This window comes from Mesorhizobium sp. B2-3-10 (assembly GCF_006442275.1).
GTDB lineage: Bacteria > Pseudomonadota > Alphaproteobacteria > Rhizobiales > Rhizobiaceae > Mesorhizobium > Mesorhizobium australicum.
Genome location: NZ_VFVT01000016.1, coordinates 1 through 25366 on the forward strand (window position 1 = coordinate 1; position 25366 = coordinate 25366).

General features: G+C 62.2%; 25 protein-coding genes. 16 read left to right on the forward strand and 9 right to left on the reverse strand.

The genetic code is table 11. The annotated features are described in order from the left end of the window. The first annotated feature begins 153 nt into the window (after positions 1-153). The 6 genes from FJ943_RS29305 to FJ943_RS29330 are packed head-to-tail and all read left to right on the forward strand — an operon-like array spanning position 154 to position 5051. A complete protein-coding gene (locus FJ943_RS29305; RefSeq protein ID WP_140727177.1) occupies positions 154-1644 on the forward strand; it encodes a pilus assembly protein TadG-related protein in 1491 nt (496 codons plus the stop codon). Positions 1645-1648: 4 nt separating this feature from the next. Further along, positions 1649-2143, forward strand: a complete 495-nt coding sequence (locus tag FJ943_RS29310; RefSeq protein ID WP_140727180.1) for a TadE/TadG family type IV pilus assembly protein — start codon at positions 1649-1651, stop codon at positions 2141-2143. Further along, positions 2137-2772: a TadE/TadG family type IV pilus assembly protein gene (locus tag FJ943_RS29315; RefSeq protein WP_140727183.1), complete on the forward strand. Its 636-nt coding sequence runs from the start codon at positions 2137-2139 to the stop codon at positions 2770-2772. The genes FJ943_RS29310 and FJ943_RS29315 overlap by 7 nt, the downstream gene beginning before the upstream one ends. Continuing rightward, the gene (locus FJ943_RS29320; protein WP_140727186.1) at positions 2769-3932 is read left to right on the forward strand and encodes an AAA family ATPase; all 1164 of its coding nucleotides are present in this window, start codon (positions 2769-2771) and stop codon (positions 3930-3932) included. Before FJ943_RS29315 ends, FJ943_RS29320 begins: the two co-directional genes overlap by 4 nt. Then, positions 3919-4491 carry a L,D-transpeptidase gene (locus FJ943_RS29325; protein WP_140727188.1) on the forward strand — a complete coding sequence of 191 codons (573 nt, stop codon included), beginning with the start codon at positions 3919-3921 and terminating at the stop codon, positions 4489-4491. Before FJ943_RS29320 ends, FJ943_RS29325 begins: the two co-directional genes overlap by 14 nt. After that, the gene (locus FJ943_RS29330) at positions 4488-5051 is read left to right on the forward strand and encodes a hypothetical protein (RefSeq protein ID WP_140727191.1); all 564 of its coding nucleotides are present in this window, start codon (positions 4488-4490) and stop codon (positions 5049-5051) included. Before FJ943_RS29325 ends, FJ943_RS29330 begins: the two co-directional genes overlap by 4 nt. A gap of 38 nt (positions 5052-5089) precedes the next feature. Here the strand turns inward: FJ943_RS29330 and FJ943_RS29335 are convergent, their stop codons facing one another. Genes FJ943_RS29335 through FJ943_RS29350 form a run of 4 tightly spaced genes read right to left on the reverse strand, consistent with a single transcriptional unit; the run spans position 5090 to position 9268 of the window. Further along, complete coding sequence (locus FJ943_RS29335; RefSeq protein ID WP_246671957.1) at positions 5090-5662, reverse strand: hypothetical protein; 573 nt, start codon at positions 5660-5662, stop codon at positions 5090-5092. Positions 5663-5711: 49 nt separating this feature from the next. Beyond that, positions 5712-6527 carry an alpha/beta hydrolase gene (locus tag FJ943_RS29340; protein ID WP_140727193.1) on the reverse strand — a complete coding sequence of 272 codons (816 nt, stop codon included), beginning with the start codon at positions 6525-6527 and terminating at the stop codon, positions 5712-5714. A 9-nt stretch (positions 6528-6536) separates the two neighbouring features. Further along, entirely contained in the window at positions 6537-8024 is a 1488-nt protein-coding gene (locus FJ943_RS29345; protein WP_140727196.1) for an NAD-dependent succinate-semialdehyde dehydrogenase, read from the reverse strand. Between the two features lie 17 nt (positions 8025-8041). Continuing rightward, a complete protein-coding gene (locus FJ943_RS29350) occupies positions 8042-9268 on the reverse strand; it encodes an iron-containing alcohol dehydrogenase (RefSeq protein WP_140727199.1) in 1227 nt (408 codons plus the stop codon). A gap of 154 nt (positions 9269-9422) precedes the next feature. Between FJ943_RS29350 and FJ943_RS29355 the strand changes: the two genes are divergently transcribed. The 5 genes from FJ943_RS29355 (at position 9423) to FJ943_RS29375 (ending at position 14381) form a co-directional block, all read left to right on the forward strand. Further along, the gene (locus FJ943_RS29355; protein WP_015319187.1) at positions 9423-10124 is read left to right on the forward strand and encodes a GntR family transcriptional regulator; all 702 of its coding nucleotides are present in this window, start codon (positions 9423-9425) and stop codon (positions 10122-10124) included. Between the two features lie 11 nt (positions 10125-10135). Continuing rightward, the gene (locus tag FJ943_RS29360; protein WP_140727202.1) at positions 10136-11728 is read left to right on the forward strand and encodes a sugar ABC transporter ATP-binding protein; all 1593 of its coding nucleotides are present in this window, start codon (positions 10136-10138) and stop codon (positions 11726-11728) included. After that, a complete protein-coding gene (locus tag FJ943_RS29365; RefSeq protein ID WP_181174672.1) occupies positions 11725-12714 on the forward strand; it encodes an ABC transporter permease in 990 nt (329 codons plus the stop codon). Before FJ943_RS29360 ends, FJ943_RS29365 begins: the two co-directional genes overlap by 4 nt. Positions 12715-12769: 55 nt before the next feature. Further along, positions 12770-13720, forward strand: coding sequence for a substrate-binding domain-containing protein (locus tag FJ943_RS29370; RefSeq protein WP_140727208.1), 951 nt, complete (start codon positions 12770-12772; stop codon positions 13718-13720). A gap of 67 nt (positions 13721-13787) precedes the next feature. Continuing rightward, positions 13788-14381, forward strand: a complete 594-nt coding sequence (locus FJ943_RS29375) for a DJ-1/PfpI family protein (RefSeq protein WP_015319191.1) — start codon at positions 13788-13790, stop codon at positions 14379-14381. A 111-nt stretch (positions 14382-14492) separates the two neighbouring features. Here the strand turns inward: FJ943_RS29375 and FJ943_RS29380 are convergent, their stop codons facing one another. The 5 genes from FJ943_RS29380 to FJ943_RS29400 form a co-directional block, all read right to left on the reverse strand. After that, the gene (locus FJ943_RS29380) at positions 14493-15692 is read right to left on the reverse strand and encodes a mandelate racemase/muconate lactonizing enzyme family protein (RefSeq protein WP_015319192.1); all 1200 of its coding nucleotides are present in this window, start codon (positions 15690-15692) and stop codon (positions 14493-14495) included. Between the two features lie 9 nt (positions 15693-15701). Beyond that, complete coding sequence (locus FJ943_RS29385) at positions 15702-16028, reverse strand: NIPSNAP family protein (protein ID WP_140727210.1); 327 nt, start codon at positions 16026-16028, stop codon at positions 15702-15704. A gap of 102 nt (positions 16029-16130) precedes the next feature. After that, positions 16131-17489 (reverse strand): mandelate racemase/muconate lactonizing enzyme family protein, encoded by a 1359-nt coding sequence (locus tag FJ943_RS29390; protein WP_140727213.1) that lies wholly within the window; start codon positions 17487-17489, stop codon positions 16131-16133. Between the two features lie 55 nt (positions 17490-17544). After that, a complete protein-coding gene (locus FJ943_RS29395) occupies positions 17545-18711 on the reverse strand; it encodes a mandelate racemase/muconate lactonizing enzyme family protein (RefSeq protein WP_015319195.1) in 1167 nt (388 codons plus the stop codon). A 56-nt stretch (positions 18712-18767) separates the two neighbouring features. Beyond that, the gene (locus tag FJ943_RS29400) at positions 18768-19478 is read right to left on the reverse strand and encodes a GntR family transcriptional regulator (protein WP_140665610.1); all 711 of its coding nucleotides are present in this window, start codon (positions 19476-19478) and stop codon (positions 18768-18770) included. A gap of 184 nt (positions 19479-19662) precedes the next feature. Here FJ943_RS29400 and FJ943_RS29405 point away from each other — a divergent pair, with 184 nt between their 5' ends. From FJ943_RS29405 to FJ943_RS29425, 5 genes are all read left to right on the forward strand, one after another. After that, on the forward strand, positions 19663-21141 hold the full coding sequence (locus FJ943_RS29405; protein ID WP_015319197.1) for a sugar ABC transporter substrate-binding protein: 1479 nt from the start codon (positions 19663-19665) through the stop codon (positions 21139-21141). A gap of 73 nt (positions 21142-21214) precedes the next feature. Continuing rightward, positions 21215-22174, forward strand: a complete 960-nt coding sequence (locus tag FJ943_RS29410) for a sugar ABC transporter permease (protein WP_015319198.1) — start codon at positions 21215-21217, stop codon at positions 22172-22174. After that, positions 22171-23061 carry a carbohydrate ABC transporter permease gene (locus FJ943_RS29415; RefSeq protein ID WP_015319199.1) on the forward strand — a complete coding sequence of 297 codons (891 nt, stop codon included), beginning with the start codon at positions 22171-22173 and terminating at the stop codon, positions 23059-23061. The genes FJ943_RS29410 and FJ943_RS29415 overlap by 4 nt, the downstream gene beginning before the upstream one ends. A gap of 10 nt (positions 23062-23071) precedes the next feature. After that, positions 23072-24169: an ABC transporter ATP-binding protein gene (locus tag FJ943_RS29420; RefSeq protein ID WP_140727216.1), complete on the forward strand. Its 1098-nt coding sequence runs from the start codon at positions 23072-23074 to the stop codon at positions 24167-24169. 33 nt (positions 24170-24202) lie between these two features. Then, positions 24203-25366, forward strand: coding sequence for a mandelate racemase/muconate lactonizing enzyme family protein (locus FJ943_RS29425; protein ID WP_140727219.1), 1164 nt, complete (start codon positions 24203-24205; stop codon positions 25364-25366).

Here is a 25366-nt window from a genome sequence, read left to right on the forward strand (position 1 = left end):
AACTACAAATATCCGCCGCCCCCCCCGCCGCCGCCGGCCATCACGGTCAATGTCGGCGGGTCGGGTGTGACGACGCCATGAACTGAACGGAAGGGATGCGGAGGGCGCCGGGCGTACGAGGGGCCCTTGCGCAAGAGAGCAGAGAGTAAGGTCATGTTGGGGACCATTCGCGCCTTCTGGAACGATCAACGCGGCATAGCGATGATCCTCGTTGCGATCATGTTGCCGGTTCTCATCGGCTTCGCGCTACTGGCGATCGACATGAGCCGGGCCAACGGACTGCACAACGACATGCAGAAGGGCGCCGATGCCTATGCGCTTGCGCTCGCGGCGGAGCTGGATGGCAACACCGATGCGATCACGCGAGCCAATCGGGCACGGGACAATCTCTTCGCCGGCACCTACGCCAACACGACGAAATTCTCCACCTCTGGCAATCATGCACTTGCCCCGGCTGACCTGACCGTCAAATATCTAAGTGGGATACCCGCTGACGACAGTATCGCGCTCAGCGCCGCGGGAGTCGACGCCAATGGCCACGATTGGAGTACCAGCGACCCGAAAGTGGCAAAATTCGCAGAAGTGACGGTGAACCCAACCGCTTTTGCGGCGATCTTTCCAGCAAGCTTTCTTGGCGGCAGCAACGGCTTCAACGTGCAGACGCAGGCCGTTGCGGGCTTCACCAATGCGTTGTGCCAGTTCACGCCGATGTTCATCTGCAACCCTTTCACCAATAGCGCCACGTCCCTGAGCAATCTGCAGACGGCCATAGCAGGAACCAAGAAGCCGATGATCTGGCTGAAAGAGCAAACAGGCGGCAGCAGCGCCCAATACGGTCCTGGCAACTATGGTTTCCTGTCCTCGCCAGAGGGCGACAAGAATACGGCGGCAATTACCGAAATGTTTGCGGTTACAAATCCCCCCGCTTGCTACGACCAGAGTGGGGTGACGACCCGACCGGGTAACATTCCTCCGGTCGATGCCGGCATCAACACCCGCTTCGACATTTACGACAACGGCGGCCCCTACAAGACCGACCCGTCAATCAACCCGCCGGCACCGAATGTCAGAAAAGGCATGGACGTTCAAAACGCAGGCAAGAACAATTGCAGCTACAACACTCCCAGTTCCGGGCAGGCTAAGAATTTCATGGCGGTGCCCCGAGATAATTGCTTTGCGACCACATGTTCAAATGCCGGAAGCCTCGGCGACGGGAACTGGAATTTCATGGGCACGAAAACAAGTCCGGGCTATTGGGACACGAACTGGCCCAAGGACGACGGCACGGGTGTGAAAGCCGCGTGCGGCGCAAGCCCCAGCCGATATTGTGTCTACAATTACGAAATTCAGCACAAAGCGGATCTTAAGAGCACTTTCGAACAGACCGCGCCGGCCTGCAACAGCACAACGCAAACCGCTGACAGGCGGCTACTGTATGTAGCGATCGTCGATTGCACCGCCAACAATGTTCACGGGGGCGGACAGACCTTGCCCGTGCAGGCATTCGCGAGTGTGTTCTTGACAGAGCCGGCCGGAGGGCCGCCCGACGCCAACATCTATGGCGAGATCGAGGATATCAGCACTGTCGCCGGCCAAAATACGCTGAAGAAGCTGCAGCGCAACGAAGCCCAATTGTACCGGTAGCGCCATGTTCATCGCACTCAGACAATTCCTTCGGGGGTTCCACAAAGACGAACAAGGCGCTGCCCTGGTCGAGGTGGCGCTTGTGGCTCCGTTCGTGCTGCTGCTGTCGGCGGGCGTGTTCGAATTCTCCAACATACTGAACACTCGCCTGCTGCTCGAAGCGGGTGTGGAAGACGGCGCGCGCTATATGGCGCGCTGCAACGACAGCAATTGGAGCACGTGCGTTACGCTGGGCACAAATCTTGCCGTCAACGGCGCCGTGACTGACGGCAGCCCAAGGGTCACAGGATGGACCACGCCTCAAATCACGGTCACCGTGGCTCACAACCAAGCAGTCGACGGCAGTGGAAACCAGCTCTATCTCAGCAGTACCGGCATTGTGGACGTCGTACAGGTCAGCACATCCTTACCCTATAGCGGCATCGGCCTCTGGGGCTATCTCGGGTTTGGAAGCCTCAACATAACGGCGTCGCATCAGGAGCGCGTCTTCGGATGGTGACGGCGAGCAAAAAATTTGGCTCGGACCGGTCTGGCGCTACCATGGTCGAGATGGCCATTGTCATGCCATTGCTGCTGACCCTTCTGCTCGGTTTCGTCGACTTCGGCTACGCCTTCTACCAGTGGAACGCCGCCAACAAGGCGGTACAGATGGGTGCGAGGCTGGCACGGATTTCCACGCCGGTCGCCAGCGGGCTGCCTTCTGAAGGAAGGACTCCCAGCAACTCTCTGGATGTCGGCAATGCGGTGCCGGCCGGCACGTATAATTATGTCTGCACGGCAAGCACGGCAGGCGTCGCTTGCTGCAGTGTCGGAGCAGGTACGTGCCAGGCCGCGAATGCGGTCCAAGGCTCGTTTGATGATATCTACAACGGCAGCGGCGGCCGCTCCGGTATGCAGAAATTTCTGCCTAATTTGAAGAAATCCGAGGTCCAGATCCAATATCAGGCGTCCGGCCTCGGTTACTGGACGCGCCCCAACGGTCCGGTGCCTACCATCACCGTCAGCATCACCAATCATCCCTTCCAGTTCTTCTTCCTGGGCGGATTGCTCGGGTTCGGCAACATCACCATGCCCTCCATGCTGAGCACGGTCACGGGCGAAGACATGAAAAGCACGTGGACGCCATGAACGCCATCAGCACCAAAGTTACCCCGACCAAGCGCAAGCAGGTGGCTCTGTTTTCCTCGGATCCGAATTTCAAGCGCGATGTGGCGACGCGGCTCGATGCGCTGGCGATCTATGATGTGCGGGTTGCCGAGACGGGCGACTTCCTCAAGGGGCCGCCGGCGGACACGCGCCCGGGCATCGTCATCCTCGATCTCGGCAATGGCGACTTGCTAGGCAATCCAGGCATCGTCGAGGCGCGCGCGCTGTGGGCTGGTGTGCCGCTGATCGCGATTTCCGACGAGCTGACGTCGGAGCAGACACGCGTCCTGGTGCGCATGAATGCCTCCGACTGGCTGCACAAGCCGCTCGACGGCAAGGAACTGCTCAACGCCGTCACCTTCCACGACAGCGGCAACCAGGGTGCCAAGAGCCGGATCATCACCTTCATCGGCGCCAGCGGCGGTGCCGGCGCCACGACGCTGGCGCTGTCGGCGGCCGAATTCCTGGCCTCGAAATCGACCGAGCGCGCGGCCTCGACCTGCCTGGTCGACCTCGACTTCCAGAGCGCCAATTGCGGCGCCTATCTCAACCTGTTCAACCAGTTCGACCTTGCCGGCATCATCGGCCAGCCGGAACGGCTCGACGTCGAACTGATGGACGTCATCAAGCTGTCGCGGCCTTCCGGCCTGACGCTCTATGCCTTCGAGCGGCCGCAACTGCCGTTCGAGCCGCAGGGCGCCGATTTCGTCTTCCGGCTGCTCGATCTCGTCGCCTACCGTTTCGACGACATCGTCATCGACCTGCCGAACATCGAAACGCCCTGGCACAATTCCGTGCTGTCGACGAGCGACGAGATCTTCATTGTCTTCGAGCTCAATGTCGCTTCGCTGCGGCAAGGCAAACGGCTCTATAAGAAGATCCGCGAGCTGCGCGGCAATGCCGTCTCAATCACACTGGTCGCCAACAAGCACAAGCGCAAATGGTTCGGCAACCACTTCTCGCGCAGCGAGCTGGAGAAGATCTTCAAGGCGCCGCACATCAAGTCGGTCGGCCTCGACAACGCCCTGCTGGCCGACGCGCTGAACCGCGCCATGCTGCCGTCCGAAGTGGATGGGCGGGCGCGCTTCAACAAGGACCTGAAGAAGATGTTCCGCGAGCGGCTCGACGATGCGGCCCGCTAGCGACCATCGCTTGCGGCTGACAGCCGCCTGCCTGCTTGGCCTGGCGCTGGCGCCCGCGGCCGGGCAGACCGCGTTGGCGGACAGCCGCCCGCCTCTGCCGGCCATGGGTCCCAGCCTGCGCAAGATGGTGGCGTTTTCCACCCAGGAGAAGACCGGGACCATCATCATCCGCAAGCAGGAAAAAGCACTCTATCTGGTGACCGGCAAGGGCGAGGCCCTGCGCTACCGGATCAGTGTCGGACGCGATGGATTTGGCTGGACGGGTACGGTCCAGGTGGGAGCCAAGACCGAGTGGCCCGCGTGGCGACCGCCCAGGGAAATGCGCGCCCGCCAGCCGGAATTGCCTGACATGGTGCCCTCGGGACCGTACAATCCGCTCGGCGCAAGGGCGCTCTATCTGCTTCGGGATGGCCGCGACACGCTCTATCGCATCCATGGCACCAATGACCCTTCGGGCGTGGGTTTCGACGGCACGTCGGGCTGTTTTCGCCTGACCAATACCGATGTCATCGATCTTTTCAGGCGCGTGCCTGTCGGCACCAAGGTGGTGGTCCAATGACGACGATCAGCAATCCCGACGACCTTGTGATAGCGGTCGAACCGCTGTTGCTCGACAGGGAGAAGAGCCGGTCCAGGCTCGCCATTGCCGTCTCTGTCGGCCTGGCGCTGTTTGCCCTGCTGAACGCCACCGCGGCCGTCTATCTCTACCGCGGCATCAACGATCTGCGCGCGATCGAGGCGCGACTGGAGGACCTCGGCCAGTTCGAGCAGCGCATGAGCGCGCGGCTCGACACCGTCAACAATGGATTTCAAAGCCGGTTCGAGGCGCTGGACGACCGGCTGCGGGCGAGCTTCGGCGAAGTCAACGCCAACATCGCCCGGCAGCCACCGGCGATGTCGGGAAATCACGGTGGCGACGAGCCGCGCGTCGTCGAACTCCCCTCGCCCGCCGAAGACATGGCGGCGGTCGCCAGCGCCGCCGACGCGGAGCCTGCCATCGGGGATATGCCGCGGGTAACGCGAAGGCGGTCGGCACCGGCAGCGCCTCCCGCGCCGAGCTCCAACTACCAGCGGAGCGTATCGCCGGAAGGCAAGGTCACCTATCACAAGATAAACTAGGTCGGGCCTTGGGCGTGGCCGCGTAGCGCTGCGCCAGTCTAGAAATCCCGCTGCAGCGCCATGATCCGGACGCGCCGCGATTCAACGCGCATGCCGAGTTCACGGACATAGGCAAGGTGGCAATAGGCGCAGGCGGTGACCCCGATGACCGCCAGCAGGCAGTTCAGCCAGGTGAAGTCCATCACCAGCGAGAACCGAAAGCCACTCGGCGCCGTGAACGCCGCAATGGTGCTGGCGGTCTGCGAACGGCCACCGATGAAAATCATCGACGCCGCGAGGACCAAGATGCCGTGGTTGGCAAGAAAGAATGCGGCCGACCTTCTGGCCCGGCTTGCCATCCAGCAGACCACCAGGGCCGCGCCCAGCAGAGCGAAATCCAGGACCATCGACCCTCCCAGATAGACGTCGACCTGCTGCCAGACCATGCCCGACGAGGGATGCAGGGCGAGCCAGATCTTCCACATATCGGGGCTTGCGGGGTAAGTTCCGAGCAGGAGCGTGGCCATTCGCTCCGCCGCCAGGATCAGCAGGACACAGGCAGGAAAGGCGAAAAGCAATAGTGGTTGGCGCTTCATGGTGCCTCGCAATCTGGCAGGCAGATTACGCGCCATGAGTTGCGCAAGGCTTAACGGGGGAAGGTTTCGGCTGAGACAGGATCGATCAAGCGGCTCGGATCATGTCGTACAGCCAAGTGCCCGCTTTTGTATGCCTGACACCCAAATCCCGGACGCTGTCCATGTGATTGCGCCCCTCGACGATGCCGCTCGAAGCCGTCAGGCGCTGCTCCGTCAGGCGATCGGCAAACAATCTGGCCTGCAGGTGAAACGGTTCCGTTTCCCGCTCGCCGACCAGCAGCGTGACCTTTGTCCGCGCCGAGTGGGATTTGCCCATCGGCGAATACGCCCCGACTTCCGTGTCGGTCAGGCCTATCAAGGGTTCCAGGAAGGATTTCTGGAGGGGCTTCAAATCGTAGAGCCCGCCGAGCAGGAGTGCCGCCGAGGGCGGATGTGCCGATCCCTCGTCGAACAAAAAGGTCGCCAGATGCGCCCCGGCGGAATGACCACTGACACTTAGGCGACCGGCATCGCCACCATGGCTGGCGATATTATCCAGCACCCATTGCCTCGCGCGCCGGACCTGGTCGACGATTGCCGCCATCCTGACGGCGGGCATCAGCGCATAGTCGATCACGACCGCGATTGCCCCGGCGCTCGTCACCGTTTCGGCGATGTAGGAATAGTCGCTCTTGGCGAACATGCGCCAATAACCGCCATGGATGAAGATGTGCACCGGGAGGTTCCTGCGCGGTCCCTCCGGAAAGAACAGGTCGAGGCGTTCGGCCTCGTGCGGGCCATAGGCGATGTCCGCCAGCATCGGCAGCGAAGCCCGCGTCGCGGTGCTGCGGGCGACGATGTCGGCCACGATGTCATCGAAATCGGCAACGTGGTCGCGGGTGCGAAAAGGGTCCTTCGACATGGTGTCCGCTCAGAAGGTTACAGCGATGTATTTGGCCTCCATGAACTCGGCGATGCCGTGATGCTGGCCCCCTTCCCGCCCGAGGCCGCTCTGCTTGACTCCGCCGAAAGGCGCGGCGGGATCCGACATCAGGCCGCGGTTGAGGCCGATCATGCCGGCCTCGATCTCGGCGGCCACCCGCATGGCGCGCGCCACATTGCGGGTGTAGAGATAGGCGGCGAGGCCGTATTCGGTGTTGTTGGCGTGGAGAATGGCCTGCGCCTCGCTCTCGAAGCGGGTGATGGGCGCTACCGGGCCGAAGATCTCCTCATGCGCCATATCGGCGTCCGGCGAGACTTCGGACAGGACCGTCGGCGGATAGAAAAAACCATCCCCTTCAGGCACCGAGCCGCCGCACAGTACCTTGGCCCCCCGGCTGACCGCGTCCTTGACCAGCCGGTCGATCTTGTCGACCGCCTTCTTGGTGATCATGGGTCCACATTCGGTGTCCGCCTTGGTGCCGGCGCCGATCTTGAGCGCAGCCATGCGCTGCGCAAGGCCGTCGGCGAACGCATCGTGGATACCCGACTGGACGTAGATGCGGTTGGCCGCCGTACAGGCTTCGCCGGCATTGCGCATTTTGGCGATCATGGCGCCGTCGAGGGCCGCATCGAGATCGGCATCGTCGAAAACGATGAAGGGCGCATTGCCGCCAAGCTCCATGGAACAGGAAATCACATGTTTGGCGGCCTCGGCGAGCAAGGCCCGGCCGATCCCGGTCGAACCGGTGAAGGAGAGCTTCCTGACGCGCGGATCGGCCAGCATGGCCGACGTCAGGGGGCCGGGTGTCGACGTCGTCAGCACGTTCACGACACCGTCCGGTACGCCGGCGTCGCTGTAGAGCGCGGCCAGCGCATAGGCGGTCAGCGGCGTCTCGCTGGCCGGTTTCAGAATGACCGTGCAGCCTGCCGCGAGTGCCGGTGCGATCTTGCGCGTCGCCATCGCGGCGGGGAAATTCCACGGCGTGATGAGGACGCAGATGCCGATCGGCTGGTAATCGACGACGATGCGGTTGGCGCCGGACGGGGCGGTGCCGAACTCGCCGGTGATACGAACCGCTTCCTCGGCGTTCCAGCGGAAGAATTCGGCTGCATAGGCGACCTCGCCGCGCGCGTCGCGCAGGGCCTTGCCGTTCTCCAGCGAGATCAGCATGGCAAGCGTCTCCGACCGCTCGACCATCAGCTCGAAACAGCGCCTGAGAATCTCCGAGCGCTTGCGCGGCGCTGTCTCGCGCCACCCCTTGGCCGCCTTGGCCGCAGTCTCGACCGCGGCGGCGGCATCCTCCAGGGTCGCATCGGGGACCGCCGCGATCACCGCGCCGGAGGATGGATCGGTGACCTCGATGAGCCCGCCGTCGGACGACGGCAGCCATTGTCCGCCAATGTAGAGCCGGTGCGGAAAGCCCCGAACGTCGTACGGATCCTGATCGAGAGGGAAGGCATTGTAGGGAAGGTTCATCGTCTTGTTCCTGACGTTCACATGGCGCAGGCGGTGAGATCGCCGTCATAGGCCGCCTGGACAAGGCGGCGCATGGCGGCGAGGTCGAATGGGCGCGGGTTGTTCTTGATCAGGCGATCGATGCCGAGCGCCTGCTCGGCGGTCCAGTCGAGCTTGTCGGCCGGGAGCCCCAGACCGGCCAGCGTCGGGGTGATGCCGATCGCCGCAAACAAGCGCCTGATCTCCTCGATGGTCGAGCCTGCCATTTCGTCGACGCCACGACCGTTCGGCTCCAGGCCAAGAGCAATCCCTATCTCGGCGATCTCAGCCGCGGCCACGCGGCTGTTGTAGCTCATGACGTAAGGCATCATTGTCGCCACTCCCAGCCCATGCGGCGTATGTGTGAGCGCGCCGGCCGGGTATTGCACCGCGTGCGCTGCCGCCGTGCCGGCGGTGCCGAACGCGCAACCCGCAGCCAGCGCTCCCATCATCACGTCGGAGCGCGCCTCGGCGTCGCCGCCGTCAATGCACGCCTTCTCCAGGCTGCGGCCGAGAAGTTTGACGGCCAGCAGCGCGAAATGGTCGGTCAGCGGCGTCTTGCCGATGAACACGTGGCGCTGCGGCAGGCTGAAGTCCCCGTCCCGGCGCATGGCCGTAAAGGCCTCGATCGCATGCGTGAGCGCGTCGGCACCGGCAACCGCGGTCAGGCCCGGCGGACAAGTCATTGTCAGTTCGGGGTCGCAGACGGCAACGGCAGCAATGAGATAGGGGCTCGATATGCCGACTTTGAGCGTCCGGTCCGGATCCGATATCACTGCAACGGGCGTCACCTCCGATCCTGTGCCAGCCGTGGTCGGCACGGCGATCAGCGGCAGCATCGACCCCGGGACCTTGAACTCGCCGTAGTAGTCCCGCAGCTCGCCGCCATGGCTGATCAGCAAGGCGGCACATTTGGCGAAATCGAGACAGCTGCCGCCGCCGATGCCGATCACCATATCTGGCCGGAAGCCCCTCGCTTCCTCGACGCAGACCGCCACCGAATCGCGCGGCACGTCCGGGAGGACACCGTCGTGAACCAGCACGTCGATCGATGCCGACCGCAGGGATTCCATCATTTCGGCGAACACGCCGGTGCCGGCGAAACGCTCGTCGGTGCAGACCAGGGCGCGGCGGCCATGGCGGCCGGCCACGGCTGGCAGCGCATGACGTTGTCCCTTTCCGAATAGAATTTCGCGTGGGAGCCGGAGGGCTGTGAGAAGGCTCATGACAGGCTGCATCCTTGGGGAGTTTCGGAGAAACGCATTGCAAAAATCCGCACCGAAAATCCTCAATTGAGCGGCGCCGATAAAATCGTATAGGATATAGTATTGCATCGGTCAAACCCTCGTGTTAGCAGTCTCCCCAGTCGAGAGGCGAAAAATGCAATCTGTCAGTTTGAGCAATAATGGTGAAGCGCCCACGGGAGCGGGCCGCATTCAGCGGGCCGGCAGCCTGGCCGAGGACGTCTACGAGGCCATCTTCGCCCAGCTGATGTCGCTGAAGATCGCGCCCGGTTCGCGCATCACCGTCGACAATCTGGTCAAGGAGTTCGACGTTTCCCATACGCCGATCCGCGAGGCGCTGGGGCGTCTCGAAGGCGAAGGACTGGTTCTGAAGACGCACCTGATCGGATATCGCGCCGCGCCGCAGATCACGCGGCGTCGTTTCGACGAATTGTACGAAATGCGTCTCCTGCTCGAACCGCACGGCGCGGCGAAAGCCGCTGCCACGATGGACGAGGCCAAACTCGGCACGCTGCTGGAGGCCGCAGGCGTGATGTCGCGCCGCGAGGGCAAGGACGAGCGCCTGCGCTATTCGAACTTCGCCAGGCAGGACGCGATCTTCCACGACAAGATCATGGAATACGCCGAAAACGAGCTCATCCGCGAGACGCTGGGTTTTCAACACACCCACTTCCACATTTTCCGCCTGATGTACCATTCCCGCGTGACCGAGGAGGCGCTGGACGAGCATGAGGCGATCCTCGCCGCGTTCGGCTCTGCCGATCCGGATGCCGCCGCGAAAGCAATGCGCGCCCACATCGAGCACTCGCGCGATCGCCTGCTGCCGGCCTTCGATTGAGGCCTGAACGAATGTCCGTTACCGCCAATATTGCCGGAGAGGGAGGAAGTGCGCTGCCCGGCGGCAATGCGCCTGGGGCCGTGGAGCCGGTGCTGCGCTCTCAGGGTCTCTCGAAGCAATATGGGCCGGTGACCGTGCTCTCCGACGTCACGCTCGACATCCTGCCGGGCGAAATCCACGCCATCATCGGCGAGAACGGTGCCGGAAAATCCACTTTGATGCGGCTGCTGTCCGGCTATGCCGAGCCAACCCGCGGCACCTTGTCCATGGCCGGTCGGCCGGTGACGTTCGCCAAGCCCGACCAGGCCCAGAAAGCCGGTATCGCCCTCGTCCACCAGGAGATCCTGCTCGCCGAAGCGCTTACGGTGACGGACAATCTATTTCTCGGCCGCGAGCTTTCGCGCCGCCATGTGATGGACGACCGCACCATGCGGCGCCTGGCAGCCGAAAAGCTGGCACGGATCGGCTGCTCGGTCTCGCCGACCGCGCTGGTGCGCGACATCTCGCTGGCCGACCGCCAGTTGGTCCAGATCGCCCGCGCGCTGCTCGACGACTACAAGGTCGTGATCTTCGACGAGCCGACCGCCGTGCTGACCGGCGAGGAAGTGGATCGGCTCCTCGAAATCGTCCGGCAGCTAAAGGCCCACGGCACGGCCGTCCTCTATATCAGCCATCGGCTGGATGAGGTGCGGCAGCTTGCCGACAAGGTGACCGTGCTGCGCGACGGCAGGATGATCGGCACCTATCCGGGCACGGCCCTGACGCAGATGGACATGGCACGCCTGATGGTCGGCCGCGAGCTTGCAACGCTCTACCCGCAGAAGAGTGCACCGTCCGATGAGCCGATGCTGAGCGTGAAAAGCGCCACCGTCCCGGGCTACGCCGAAGACGTCTCTTTCACCGTTCACAGGGGCGAAATTCTTGGCTTTGCCGGCATGATCGGCGCGGGCCGCACGGAATTGTTCGAAGGGCTGGTGGGCCTGCGTCCGGCCCACGCCGTGATCGAACTCGAGGGACGGCCCGTCCGGATCCGCTCGCAACGCGAAGCGATCGACGCAGGCATCGGCTACCTGACAGAGGACCGAAAGAGCAAGGGCCTGCTCCTCGAGGAACGGCTGGCGCCCAACCTCACGCTTTCCGCACTTGAACGGTTCCATCCCGCACTGGCTCTCAGCAGACGCCGCGAGTCGGCCGCGCTGACAGAGGCCGTCCGGAGCTACGATATCCGGCTCAAGAGCCCTGGCGTGAAGGCGGGACAGCTTTCCGGCGGCAATCAGCAGAAGCTGCTGCTCGCCAAGGTGCTGCTCACCAACCCCTCTGTGGTCATCATCGATGAACCGACCCGTGGCATCGACATCGCCAACAAGGCTCAGATCTACGCCTTCATCCACGCCATCGTCGGCAGCGGCAAAGCCTGCATCGTCATCTCGTCGGAAATGCAGGAGCTGATCGGCATCTGCGACCGCATCCTCGTCATGCGGGAAGGCCGCCTGACGGGCGAGGTCCAAGGCGCCGAGATGACCGAAAGCAATGTGGCGCTGCTGGCGACAAGCGGCCCGAAACCGAGGCCGAAGGCCGAGGGAGGAACAGAATGGCTGTCATGACCGGATCCCCATCCACACATCGCGTCGGTGATTTGAACATCACCTGGACCGACGTGGGTCCCTTCCTGGCATTGGCCTCCCTGCTGGTGGTCGGCTTCCTCATCAATCCAGACTTCCTCTCCGCGACCAACCTTGCCAACGTCATCACCCGCAGCGCCTTCATCGCCATCATCGCTGTCGGCGCGACGTTCGTTATCTCGTCGGGAGGGCTCGATCTTTCCGTCGGCTCGATGGCCGCCTTCGTCACCGGCATCACCATCATGTTCATGAACGCGGTGGCGCCGCACGCCGGCCTGTGGGCGATACCGGCTGGAATGCTCGTGGCGACCCTGGTCGGTCTTATGTGTGGCCTCGCCAACGGCCTGATCGTCACCATAGGCCGGATCGAACCGTTCATTGCGACGCTCGGCACAATGGGCATTTTCCGCGCGTTGATCACCTATCTGACCGACGGCGGCACGATACCGATAGACCGGTCGCTGCGCGAAGCGTATCGGCCGGTCTATTTCGGCACCGTCGGCGGTGTCCCGATCCCGATCCTGATATCCGTCGCCGTCGCCGCGGTCGCATCGTTCGTCCTCTACAAGATGAAGTATGGGCGCAAATGTGCGGCGGTCGGCGCAAACGAGGACGTCGCGCGCTATTCCGGCATCTCCGTCATCAAGACGCGCACCATCGCTTACATCGTCCAAGGCGTCTGCGTGGCCATCGCCGCGATCTGCTACGTACCGCGACTGGGTGCCGCAACGCCGACCACCGGGCAGCTCTGGGAACTGCAGGTGATCACCGCCGTGGTGATCGGCGGCACGGCGCTGCGTGGCGGCAAAGGTCATGTCTGGGGAACCGTCGCCGGCGCCGTCATTCTGGAGCTGATCGCCAATCTCATGGTGCTGTCGGACTTCGTCTCCGAGTACCTGGTCGCCGCGGTTCAGGGCGTCATCATCATCATCGCGATGCTCATTCAGAGGTTCTCGAATTCGAAATAGCCCCGTGTCCGGACCACACGGGTGCGTCTTTGCAGGTCCAATCTGGGAGAAGAAAATGTTCAGTAAAAAATGGATGGCTGCGGCCGCGCTCGGCTCGCTGCTGCTGACGGGCCATGCCATGGCCGAGGACAAGAAAGTCATCGCCGTTTCGATACCGGCCGCCGACCACGGCTGGACCGCCGGCGTCGTCTATCACGCGCAGACGGCGGCCAAGGAAATCAACGCGGCTTTCCCCGGTGTCGAGGTCATCGTAAAGACGTCGCCGTCAGCGGCCGATCAGGTGTCGGCGATCGAGGACCTCTCCGCCTCACGCAAGATCAGTGCGCTCGTGATCCTGCCTTACTCCTCGGAAGAATTGACCGAACCGGTCAAGGCCATCAAGGAGAAGGGCACCTTCATCACCGTCGTCGACCGCGGCCTGACCGACCCGACCATCCAGGGCCTCTACGTCGCCGGCGACAACATCGCCGTCGGGCGCAACACCGCGAAATACATGATCGACAAGCTGGGCGGCAAGGGCGACCTGGTTGTCCTGCGCGGCATCCCGACCGTGATCGACGACGAGCGCATCAAGGGCTTCCAGGACGCCATCGCCGGGACCGGCCTCAAGGTTCTCGACATCCAGTACGCTCATTGGAACAGCGACGAAGCCTTCAAGCTGATGCAGGACTACCTCGCCAAATATCCGCACATCGACGCGGTGTGGGCGAACGATGACGACATGCTGCTGGGGGTGCTCGAGGCGGTCAAGCAGTCGGGCCGCACCGATATCAAGCTGGCGCTTGGCGGCAACGGCATGAAGGACATCGTCAAGAAGGTCATCGACGGCGACACCATGACCCCCGTCGAGACTCCCTACCCGCCGTCCATGATCAAGACGGCCATCTACATGACCATGGCCAATTTGGTTGGCCAGGCCCCGGTTCGCGGCGCCGTCAAGCTGGACGCGCCGCTGATCACCAAGGACAACGCCAAGGAATACTTCTTCCCCGACTCTCCGTTCTGAAGAACGCAATCAATGCGGGGCGCAGCATGACTCGCCCCGCCCCTTTCACACGACAGAGGACATGATCATGTCAGGCAAGAAAATATTGATGCTCACCGGCGAGTTCACCGAGGAGTACGAGATCTTCGTCTACCAGCAAGCAATGGAAGCCGTCGGTCACACGGTCCACGTGGTCTGCCCGGACAAGAAGGCAGGAGACCTCATCAAGACCTCCCTGCACGACTTCGAGGGCGACCAGACCTACACCGAAAAGCTCGGCCATTTTCAGGTGATCAACAAGACGTTTGCCGAGGCGGAAAAGCAGCTCGATCAATACCACGCCGTATATTGCGCCGGCGGCCGCGGCCCGGAATACATCCGCACCGACAAACGGGTGCAAGCCATGGTGCGCCACTTCCACGATACCCAGAAGCCGATCTTCACGATCTGCCATGGGGTCCAGATTCTGATTGCCGTGGACGGTGTCGTGCGCGGCAAGAAGGTCGGCGCGCTCGCCGCTTGCGAACCGGAAGTGACGCTGGCCGGCGGCACCTACATCGACCTGTCGCCGACCGAGGCGTATGTCGACGGAACCATGGTGTCGGCCAAGGGATGGACAGCCCTCGCTGCCTTCATCCGCGAATGCCTGAAGGTGCTCGGGACCGAGATTCGCCATAATTAAACAAGGTCGGCGCGCGTCAACAATGCGCCGGCTTCTGTTGTGATGGGATGTGCATCCACGTGTCTTTGAAGCGGGCCCTCGGTCGGTGAGATCGAGGGCCACCGTCGCCGGTCAATCGAAGAATCCGGCATCCTCCGCCAGCAAATACTTCCTGGCGCTTTCGGCGTCGATATCGAGGCCTAGCCCCGGTGCTTCCAGCAGATCCACCATGCTGTCCCTCACGATCTGCTTGGGCAGGCCGATGACGATGTCGTTCCACCAGGGGTCCGAGGCACTGGGGTATTCGAACGCCACGTAATTGGCGGGCAAGGTGGCGCAGACGTTGATCAGCGCGCCGAGGCCCAGCAGGCCATTCGCCGTGCCATGCGGCGCCATCAGAATCGAGTGCATATAGGCGTGCTCGGCGACCCATTTGAGCTCGGCAATGCCGCCGATGTCGGCAGGATCGGGGCCGATGACGCGCACCGCCTGTGTCTCGATCAGCTCCTTGAAATTGTGCCTGAGGTAAATCTGCTCGCCGGTATGGATCGGCGTCGAGGTGGAGGTGGTCAGTTCCCGGTAGGCCTGCGGATTGACCCACGGCACATAGTCGCCGGTCAGCATGTCCTCCAGCCACATCAAATTGTACCTCTCGACCGCGCGGGCAAACTTGATCGCATCGGGCAGCATCCAGCCCGGGCCGCAGTCGAGTGCCAGGCTGACCTTGTCGCCCAGCACTTCCTTCATCGCGATCACGCAGTCGAGCATGTGGTTGAAACCGCGTTCGCTGATCACGCCCTGATCCATGGCGCCGTGATAGCCGGCCTTCTTCTGCGTCACGCCGTAATGGAAGTCCTCGATGGTGTCCTTCATGTTGGAATGGAACGAGATTCCTTGCTTAACCATGAAGAAGTTCTGCGGCTGCTCCATCATCCATTTGACGTCTGCGGCATAGTCCTCCGGCCGGTCGCCTGTGCGCTTCTGGCGGATCGAGCCGTTATAGACGCGTACCTTGTCGCGCACCTTGCCGCCGAGCAGCTTATAGGCCGGCACGCCCGCGGCCTTGCCGGCAATGTCCCAAAGCGCATGTTCGATAGCGCTGACCGCCGCGCCGTAGGGCTTGAAAGAACCGCGTTGGCGGATCTTCAACATGACCCGCTCGACATCGGTCGGATCCTCGCCGATCAGCGCCTCGCGGAAATGCAGCACAAAGGGCTTGAGGTAGGTCTTGGTGAACTCGACTTCTCCCAGTCCATAGAGGCCCTCGTCGGTCACGACGCGAACGATGGGGTGCTTGCCGATAACGGCACAGCGAAGGTCGGTGATCTTCATCGCGCGGTCCTATCTCACGGACGAGAAAGCTGTCGGCGTGAGCAGCTGGCTGCTGATATTGGCAACGATCTGCCCGTCGCGCTCGGACTCGTCCCGGGCCCTATGCCATGCCGGATCGGTGACGAAAGCCGTCCATTTCGCCTCACGCTCGGCCAGTGATTCCCAGGCTAGGAAATAGGTGAGGCGGTTGCTGTTGTCGCCGATTGCCGTGGTGAAAAACCCGGCCTGGCGGATGCCATGCCTCTCCCAGATGGCCAGCGTCTGCTCGGAAAAGCGCTTGAGCAAAGCCGGCAGCCTGCCCGGCAGGCAGTCATAGATGCGCAGTTCGTAGATCATGGTTTCGTCCGTTTCTTTCTTCGCCTCTCCCTTGGGAGAGGTCGACACGAATGGTCAGTCGTCGGCCCTGTGAGCCAAGGAGAGTGAGGGCAGGAGTCTGGGCTAACTCCAGGTCCGGTCCCAGCTATATTCATTGTCCCAATGCTCGGTGGATTGCCATATCCCGGTGACACCGGGCTGCAGGTGCTGGCTGATCACCTCGTCGACCACATCGTCTATGCCCAACCCCGGCTTGTCGGGCACGGTGATGAAGCCGTCCTTGACGAGCGGCTTGGGCAGGCCGGTGACGATATCGTCCCACCACTCGACATCGGCGGAGTGGTATTCGAGGGCCATGAAGTTTTCGGTAGCGGTCGCGACATGCGCGGCGGCCATCGCGGCGATCGGGCTTTCGGCCATATGGATGGCCATGGCGACACCGTGATCCTGCGCCATGTCGCCGATCTTCTTGGTCTCGAGAATACCCCCACTGGTGAGCAGGTCCGGGTGGATAACGGAGAGGCCGCCGCTCTTGAGCAACGGCTCGAAGCGTTCCTTGAGGTAGATGTCTTCGCCGGTGCACATCGGCACCGTGGTGGCCCCCTGCAATTGTCGGTACTGCTCGGTGTGTTGCCAGGGGATCACATCCTCCAGCCAGGCCGGTACGTATTTCTCGATGCGACGCGACAGGCGTATGCCGTCCTGCAGCGAGATATGGCCGACATGGTCGATGGCGAGCGGGATCTCGTATCCAATCACCTCGCGAACCTCGTGGATGTACTGCTCGAGCAGGTCGATCCCCTTCTCGGTGAAATGCAAGCCGGTGAACGGGTGCTGCACGTTCTGCGCGTCGTAGGCGAGATTGCGGGCCTTGCGCTCCTCAAGCGTGCCGCCACGGCCGCGCGGATTGGCATGAAACTCTTCGAGCGCGCCGGCGGGCGCGGATACGGCGCCCGGGACATGGGCGATCTGCATCAAGCCCAGGTCCATCTTGAGGAAGGTGAAACCACGGTCCATGCGCTGCTTGAGGCGCTTTCCGGTTTCGGTGCCGCTCGGTTTCTCGGCATCGGTATCGCAATAGACGCGCACCTGATCGCGGAACTTGCCGCCGAGCATCTGGTAGATGGGAACGCCATAGGCCTTGCCGGCGAGATCCCAGAGCGCGATCTCGACCGCCGAGACGCCGCCGCCCTGCCGACCGTGCCCGCCGAATTGCTTGATGCGGCGAAACAGGCGATCGATGTCGCAGGGGTTCTCGCCAAGCAGCCGGCTCTTCAGCATCAGCGCGTAGGTGGCGCTGGCGCCGTCGCGCACCTCGCCAAGCCCGACGATGCCTTGGTTGGTATAGATCTTGAGCAGCGCCGAGGTGAACGGCGCACCGACGATCTCGGCCACCCGCATGTCGGTGATGCGAAGCTCGGACGGCTTCGAGTCGGTGTTGACCCGGTTGAGGGCCTCGTCGGCTCCATCGGTCTTTGGCATGACTTATCCCCGTTCTGATTTGCGGGTCGTCGCCCGCATGCTGCCGATTGCGTTGCTAGCCCAGTTCGATCTCATGGGCTTGCAGGTAATCGCGGTTCATCTCGATGCCGAGACCCGGCCTCAACGAGAGCTTGAGGCTACCGTTCGAAACATCGAGCGGCTTGTCGATAAGATGATCGTACTTGCCCAAATTCCACTCCGACGTTTCGAGCTTGTAGAAGTTCGGAACGGTCATCATCACCTGCGCTCCCGCAACCACGTTGATCGGTCCCGCGGCGTCGTGGGGCGAGACTGGGATGTAGTAGGCTTCGCACAGAGCGGAAATCTTCTTGAGTTCGGTAATTCCGCCGGTCCAGGTGACGTCAGGCATGATGTAGTCGGCGAGCTTGTTCTCGAGAACCGGCACGAAATCCCACTTTGTGTGGCCACGCTCGCCCCAAGAGATAGCGGCACTGACCTTCTCGCGAACCTGCTTGAGGGCGTTAAGGCTCTCGGGCGGGCATGGCTCCTCGAACCAGTCGATCTGGCCGGCCTCCTCGAGGCTGCGACAGAGGCGAATGGCGGTCGGAACATCGAAGCGGCCGTGCGCATCGATGAGGATGTCGATGTCGGGGCCTGCCGTTTCGCGGATCAGAGCCGTGAGTTCGGCAGCCTCGCGCTCGTCCTTGCGGGTCATGCCGCCGTCGAGATAGCCGTCCCGCTGTTCGCGCGACACACCGTCGGCATCGCGACCCTGGTGGGGGAAGGGGTCGAACTTGAGAGCAGTATGTCCGGACTCGACGATGTCCAGGATTTCGCGCACCACAGCGTCCTTGCTGGTGAATTTGGCCTGGTTGGGGTGGGTGTAGAGCGCGATCTCATCGCGAACCGGCCCGCCCAACAGCTCGTAGATCGGCTTGCCGAGGACTTTGCCCCTGATGTCCCAGAGGGCTATGTCGATCGCGCTCACGCATTCGACCGCGGCGCCACGGCTACCCATATAGGTGAAGCCGCGGAAGATCTTGTGCCAGAGGCATTCGATACGCGCCGGATCTTCGCCTGTCACGGCGGCTCCGATCTGTCGAAGGATCGTGCAGAGGGCGCGGTTGGCGAGCTTCGTGGTGGTGGTGATCTCTCCCCAGCCGCTCACTCCCTCGTCTGTCGTTACCTCGACGAACAGGAATTCCCCCCAATAGGAAGCACCAGACTTGATCAGCCACGGCCGAACGCTCGTGATTTTCATTTCACCTGCCTTTTCACTAGTGGTCAACCACGCTGTTCCAGACCTGACCCCTCGTCCTATCCGGCCCGAGCGGCGTTGCGTGCACGCATCTGTTCGAGAACATGCCGGCCGGAACCCTCGACGTGGCGGGAGATGAGTTCGGCCGCCTTGTCGGCCTCCCCGGCCTTGATGAGCGCAATGAGCTCGCGATGCTCACGAATGATCGCGGCACGCCGCGCGAGCGTGAAATTGAAACGCCGGCTCACCGCTCGCAGCACTTCGCGATGCTTCCACCAGAGCTCGGCGGCATGGCGGTTATAGTGCCGCTGGTACATCACCGTGTGAAATGCGGTATCCAGTTCACTGTGCCTGAACGTGTCGGCGAAATTGTTCTCTTCAATCAGGCCTTGGATGCGTTCGAGTTCGGCGATGTCCTCGCCGGTGGCCATACCTACAAACCATCGCGTCAGGGCTGGCTCGATCAGAACTCCGATCTCGTAGATATCGCGGACGAAATCCTGATCGATGGGCCTTACACGCGCCCCGCGGTTAGGAGAAAAGATGACGAACCCCTCGCCCCGCAACAGTTGCAGGGCCTCGCGCACGGGATTGGTCGACGTGCCGTGGCGGCGGGCGAGATCGGTCACAACAAGCCGTTCGTTGGCGGCGAGCCGTCCCTCGATGATGTCTTCCCTGATCAGTTCGTAAAGCGAGGCACCCTCGCTGGAGGCTCCGGTGGCGTCGATCCCCGGGGGTGGCTTTGCTTTGAAATCGTCTGTTTCGGCCAAGGGCCGGCTCCCCAAATTAATACACAGTCTGTCCGATATCACGCACGGTTCCCATAAACAATGTACGATCTGGTGCGTTGACAGGCAATCCATGTTCTGAAAACGTACCAAGTGGTCGAGAGGATACACCGTACTGCAATAACCATCCTCGCGATCGCAGGGCGGAGAACCAGGGAGGATACCTATGACGAGGATCATGCTCGGCAGTGCGGTCCTGCGCGGCACTGTCGTCGGTATTTTGACGGCATCACTTATGTCCACATCGGCGTTGGGTGCGCCACCGGTCGACCTCAGCAAATGGTCGCCCGAATATGTGCGCTCCATCGCGGGAACACAGGATTTCGACACGGCCGGCGATTGCGCCAAGGTCACGCCGCTGGATTACAAGGGGCGACTGACTTTCTGGTATCAGGGCGTGTTCGAGGGCGATCCCGACCTGCTGCGCCAGTACTACAAGGATTTCTTCGAGACTTTCCGCAAGACCTATCCAAACATCAAGCTCGAGGAACAGGCCCTCACCTATAACGACCTTCTCGACAAGTTCCGCACCGCGCTCCTGGGCAATGCCGCGCCGATGGCGGTGCGCCTGCAAATCCTGGGCGGTACCGAATTCGCCTCGAAAGGCTATCTGCAGCCGCTCAAGCCGGAGGATGTGGGCTATTCGACCGAGGATTTCTGGCCCGGCGCCATGAAGGCCGTGACCTGGGATGGGGTCACATACGGCGTTCCAACGAACAACGAGACGATGGCGTTCATCTGGAATGCCGACATCTTCAAGCGTGCGGGTCTCGATCCGGACAAGGCTCCCGCAACCTGGGACGACGTCGTCAAATATTCCAAGCAGATCCACGACAAGCTCGGCATTGCCGGTTACGGCCTCGTGGCTCGCAAGAATGCCGGCAATACGCCCTATCGCTTCATGCCACAGCTGTGGGCCTATGGCGGCGGCGTCTTCGACGAAGCCACCGCGAACCCGACTTACAAGGAGGTGGAACTCGACAGCCCGCAGAGCAAGGCGGCGCTGCAAGCCTCATACGACATGTATGTCCGCGACAAGTCGGTTCCGGTTTCGGCACTTACCAACCAGCAGGCCGACAACCAGCCTCTGTTCGTCGCCGGCCAGTTGGGCATGATGGTTTCCCACCCGTCCGACTACAACGTCATGCTCGACCTGCAGGCCAAGGCGACCGGGACCGACAAGGACAAGGCGCAGACCGTCATCGACAATATGCGCTACGGCCTGATCCCGACCGGTCCTGACGGCAAGCGCGCCGTCGTGTTCGGCGGCTCGAATATTCACATCCTGAAGCCCGAGTATGTAGAGGGTGGCAAGGTGGACGAGCCGGCCGCGAAGGCGATGATCTGCATGTGGGCGAGCCCCGAATGGTCGCTGAAGATGGCCTATGCCGGCTCGAACCCGGGCAATCTTAACGGCTTCAAGACCAAATGGATGAAGGAACGTCTGGACCATATCAAGTTCCTCGATGTCACGACTTCGATGCTGCCCTATGGCATCCCCTTCCCGGCGCTGCCGGAATCCCCCGAGATCATGAACATCATCGTCCCGGACATGCTGCAGAATGCGCTGACCGGCGCGATGACCGTCGACCAGGCAGCGGACGATGCGGCCAAGAAGGTGAAAGACCTGATGGGCGGGCTCTAGTCCCAACCTGACCTGCGAACCGGCTGCGCCAAGAGCGCAGCCGGTTCTTTCCGAAAAACAAGGGCACGCCACAGTGACGATCGTGACCGGCAAGGCCGAGGCTCGCCGAAAATCGCAACCCGGCGGGTCAGGCGCATTGCGGAACATCTGGGCCCATCGCGCCGACTACGCATACGTGCTCCCGGCGATCGCCGTGATGCTCGTCGTCATCGCCTATCCGATCTACTACACGATCGAGCTGTCGTTCTATAAGACGCCGCCCGGTCTGCAGCTCCGCGACAAGACCTTCATCGGCTTCGACAATTACACCACCATCCTCACCAGCGATGTGTTCTGGAAAGTAACCTGGAACACCCTGATCTGGACATTCGGATCCACTTTCATCTCCTTTGTCCTGGGGTTTGCCACGGCGCTGGCGCTGCACCGAGACTTTGTCGGCCGCGGCGTCCTGCGCGCCATCCTGATCATTCCCTGGGTGATCAGCGCCGTTGCCGCCTCCTATATCTGGAAGTGGATCTACCATTCGGATTTCGGCATCATCGGCGCGGTGCTGGTCGGCCTCGGATTGACTGACCGGCCACCCAATTTCATCGACAACGTCAGCACGGTGCTGCCCTCCCTGATCGTCGTCAATATCTGGCGCGAGTTTCCGTTTGCCATGATCATGATGATGGCCGGCCTGCAGACAGTCCCCGAGCAATTGTTGCGGGCCGCCAAGGTCGACGGGGCCAATGCATGGCAGCGCTTCTGGCACGTTACTTTCCCGCACTTGCGCAACGTCTCGGTGGTGACGATCCTGCTGCTCGCGGTGGCCAACTTCAATTCCTTCATCATCCCCTGGATCATGACCGCAGGCGGGCCGTCGAACGCATCGCATATCTGGATAACCCACATCTATGAGCTCGCCTTCGGCCGCCAGCGCTGGGGCGTGGCATCGGCTTATTCGGTGCTCCTGTTCCTCATCCTGATGACGCTGGGCTATTTCTACGTCCGGGCGCTAAGCGGCAACGAGCGGAAAGAGGGGAGCACATGAGCACGCTTGCAGAGACAGCCTCCCGAGGCCGGCCCCATCGCCGCATGCGCGTCGACGGATGGCGCTGGGCCGGGCGCATCTTCCTCTTGTTCATGCTGATTTACACCGCGGTGCCGATGATCTGGATGCTGATCACCTCGATCAAGTCCGGCTTCGCGGCGACGCAATTCCCGCCGCAATGGTGGCCAAACGAGCCTACGCTTGCCAGCTACAAGAAGCTGCTCGATCCGCAGAACAGCGTCGGCCAGGACTTCCTGCGCTTCTTCTGGAACAGCCTGTTCGTGTCGACCGTCACGACAATCCTTTCGGTGATCGTTGCCGTCCCCGCGGCCTACGCGTTTTCGCGCTTCACCTTCCCCGGCCGGAACTTCCTGTTCTTCGCCGTGCTGCTGCGCAACATGTTCCCAGCGGTGATCTTTCTCGTGCCGCTCTTCATCCTGATGCGTGCGATCGGGCTGGTGAACACGCATGGCTCGCTGATCCTGACCTATCTCACCTTCGGCCTGCCCCTGGCGATCTGGCTGCTCAAGGGTTTTTACGACAACATCCCGGTGCAGCTCGAGCAGGCGGCGCGTATCGATGGGGCAACACGGTTCCAGGCCTTCATCATGATCGTGATGCCGCTCTCGACGCCGGGGATCATCGCCACCGCGATCTATTCCTTCATCGGCGCGTGGAACGAGTACATCTACGCCTACACGTTCCTCTCCAAAAATGAACAGTTGACCCTGCCGGTCGGCATCCAGCGCTTCTTCTCGGAAAACACGACGGACTTTCCGGGACTGATGGCGGCGAGCTTCATGATGAGCGTGCCTGTCGTGGTGCTGTTCCTCGTCCTGCAGCGATACTTCGTACGCGCCCTGACAGAAGGCGCGGTCAAGCATTAGGGAGTTGCCGATGGCCCATGTGGTCCTCAAAGATCTCGTCAAGACCTATGGCGGCTTCAAGGCCGTCAACGACGTTTCACTGACGGTCAACGACGGCGAGTTCGTTGCGCTTGTCGGCCCTTCAGGCTGCGGAAAGACGACCACGCTCAATCTCGTTGCCGGGCTGACCCCGATCACATCGGGCGACATCCTCATTGGCGACCAGGTGGTCAACGATCTCGACCCCAAGGACCGGGACATCGCAATGGTGTTCCAGAACTACGCGCTCTATCCGCAAAAGTCGGTCTACATGAACCTCGCGTTCCCGCTACAGATGCGCAAACTGCCCAGTGACGAGATCGACAAGAAGGTTAAGGAAGCGGCGCGCGTGCTCGACATGACGCACCTGCTCGAGCGCAAGCCGCGCGAACTTTCGGGCGGGCAGCAGCAGCGTGTGGCGCTGGGCCGTGCTCTCGTGCGCGATCCCGCGGTGTTTCTCATGGACGAGCCGCTCTCCAACCTCGACGCGAAACTGCGCGTACAGATGCGGTCGGAGATCAAGCGCTTCCACCAGGACCTCAAGGCGACGATCATCTATGTGACGCACGACCAGCTCGAAGCCGTCACCATGGCCGACAAGATGGCGGTGATGAACGGCGGCTTCCTGCAGCAATACGATTCACCGGCGCAGGTCTTTGCCCATCCGGTGAACATGTTCGTCGCCAGCTTCATCGGCAGCCCGGCAATGAGCCTCATTCCGCTGGAGACATTGACGGCGAACGGCAACACCGTGCTGACCAGCGCGGAGGGCTGGAGCCTCGGGCTCTCGCCGCGCAACGTCCAGAAGGTCACGGGGGCAACGACCAGGAAAATCGTGCTCGGCGCACGCCACTCGACGATCAAGCTGCACAAGAGCGCGGTGCAAGGCGGCATCCCGGCCAAGGTCTACACGGTGGAACCAACCGGAGACGTCACCTTCGTGCAGGCGTTCCTGTCCGGTGCCATCGTCAACGTCAGCGTGCCGCCCAACATTGCCGTCGCGCCCGACGAGCGGATCTGGCTCGAGTTCGACCAGGAGCGGATGCATCTGTTCGACGGTGAGACCGAGATGGCTCTCGAGGTCGACTGAGACAGGGCGGATGCGTGTGGGACGCGGGCGTGGATGACTACGAAACTTAAGATCACGGCGATCAAACCCTATCCGGCATGGGTGGGAACGCGCAATCAGATGCTGGTCAAGGTCGAGACCGACCAGGGCATTTTCGGTTGGGGCGAGAGCGGCCTGAGCGGCCGCGAGAAGGCCGTGGCCGGCGCGGTCGAGCACTATCGCGAGTTTCTCATCGGCCGCGATCCCATGCAGATCGGGCGGATCTGGCAGGAGGTTTATCGCAGCCAGTATTTCGAAGGCGGTCGGGTTCTGCAGGCAGCTATTTCAGCCATCGATATCGCCCTCCACGATATCAAGGGCAAGGCGCTGGGGGTGCCGGTCTACGAATTGCTGGGCGGCAAGCAGCGCGACCGGATCCCCACCTTCGCCTCGACCGGAGACGAGGCCGAGGGCGATGTTGCCATCGAGCGGGCCCGCGAACTGCGCGCACAAGGCTGGCAGGCGATCCGCTTCTTTCCCGTCGGGCAAAACAGCAGGGATGTTTTCGAGCCACGCGAGTCGATCGGCGCTACCGCGACCATGCTGAACAAGGCGCGCCGGGCGCTGGGTAACGATGTCGTCCTCGGCATCGACTATCATCATCGGCTGTCGGTGGCGGAGGCGGCGAGCTTCTGCAACAAGCTCGACCGCGGCGTGCTCGATTTTCTTGAGGAGCCGATACGCGACGAGACGCCGGAAGCCTACGAATCCCTGCGCAGGATGACCGACATCCCCTTCGCCATTGGCGAGGAATTTGCCAGCAAGTGGCAGTTCCTGCCCTACATCGAGCGCGGCATCCACCAGTTCAACCGGCTCGATATCTGCAATGTCGGCGGGTTCACCGAGGCAATGAAAATCGCCGGCTGGAGCGAGGCGCACTATGTGGACCTGATGCCGCACAATCCGCTTGGTCCAGTGTGCACGGCCGCGACCGTGCATCTGGCCGCCGCGGTCCCCAACTTCGCGTGGCTCGAAACCAGGGCCCCCGAAGCAAGGCTCGGCTTCGACAATTCCGAATTTTTCCCGGTGCAACCACGGCTCGACGGCCCCGACTACCCGGTGGGCGATCTGCCGGGGCTCGGCGTCGAGGTCAACGAAGAGGCCGTCCAGGCGCAGAGCTTCCGTTTCTGGGAAGCGCCCCACCTCAAGCGCCGCGATGGTTCTGTCACGAACTGGTAG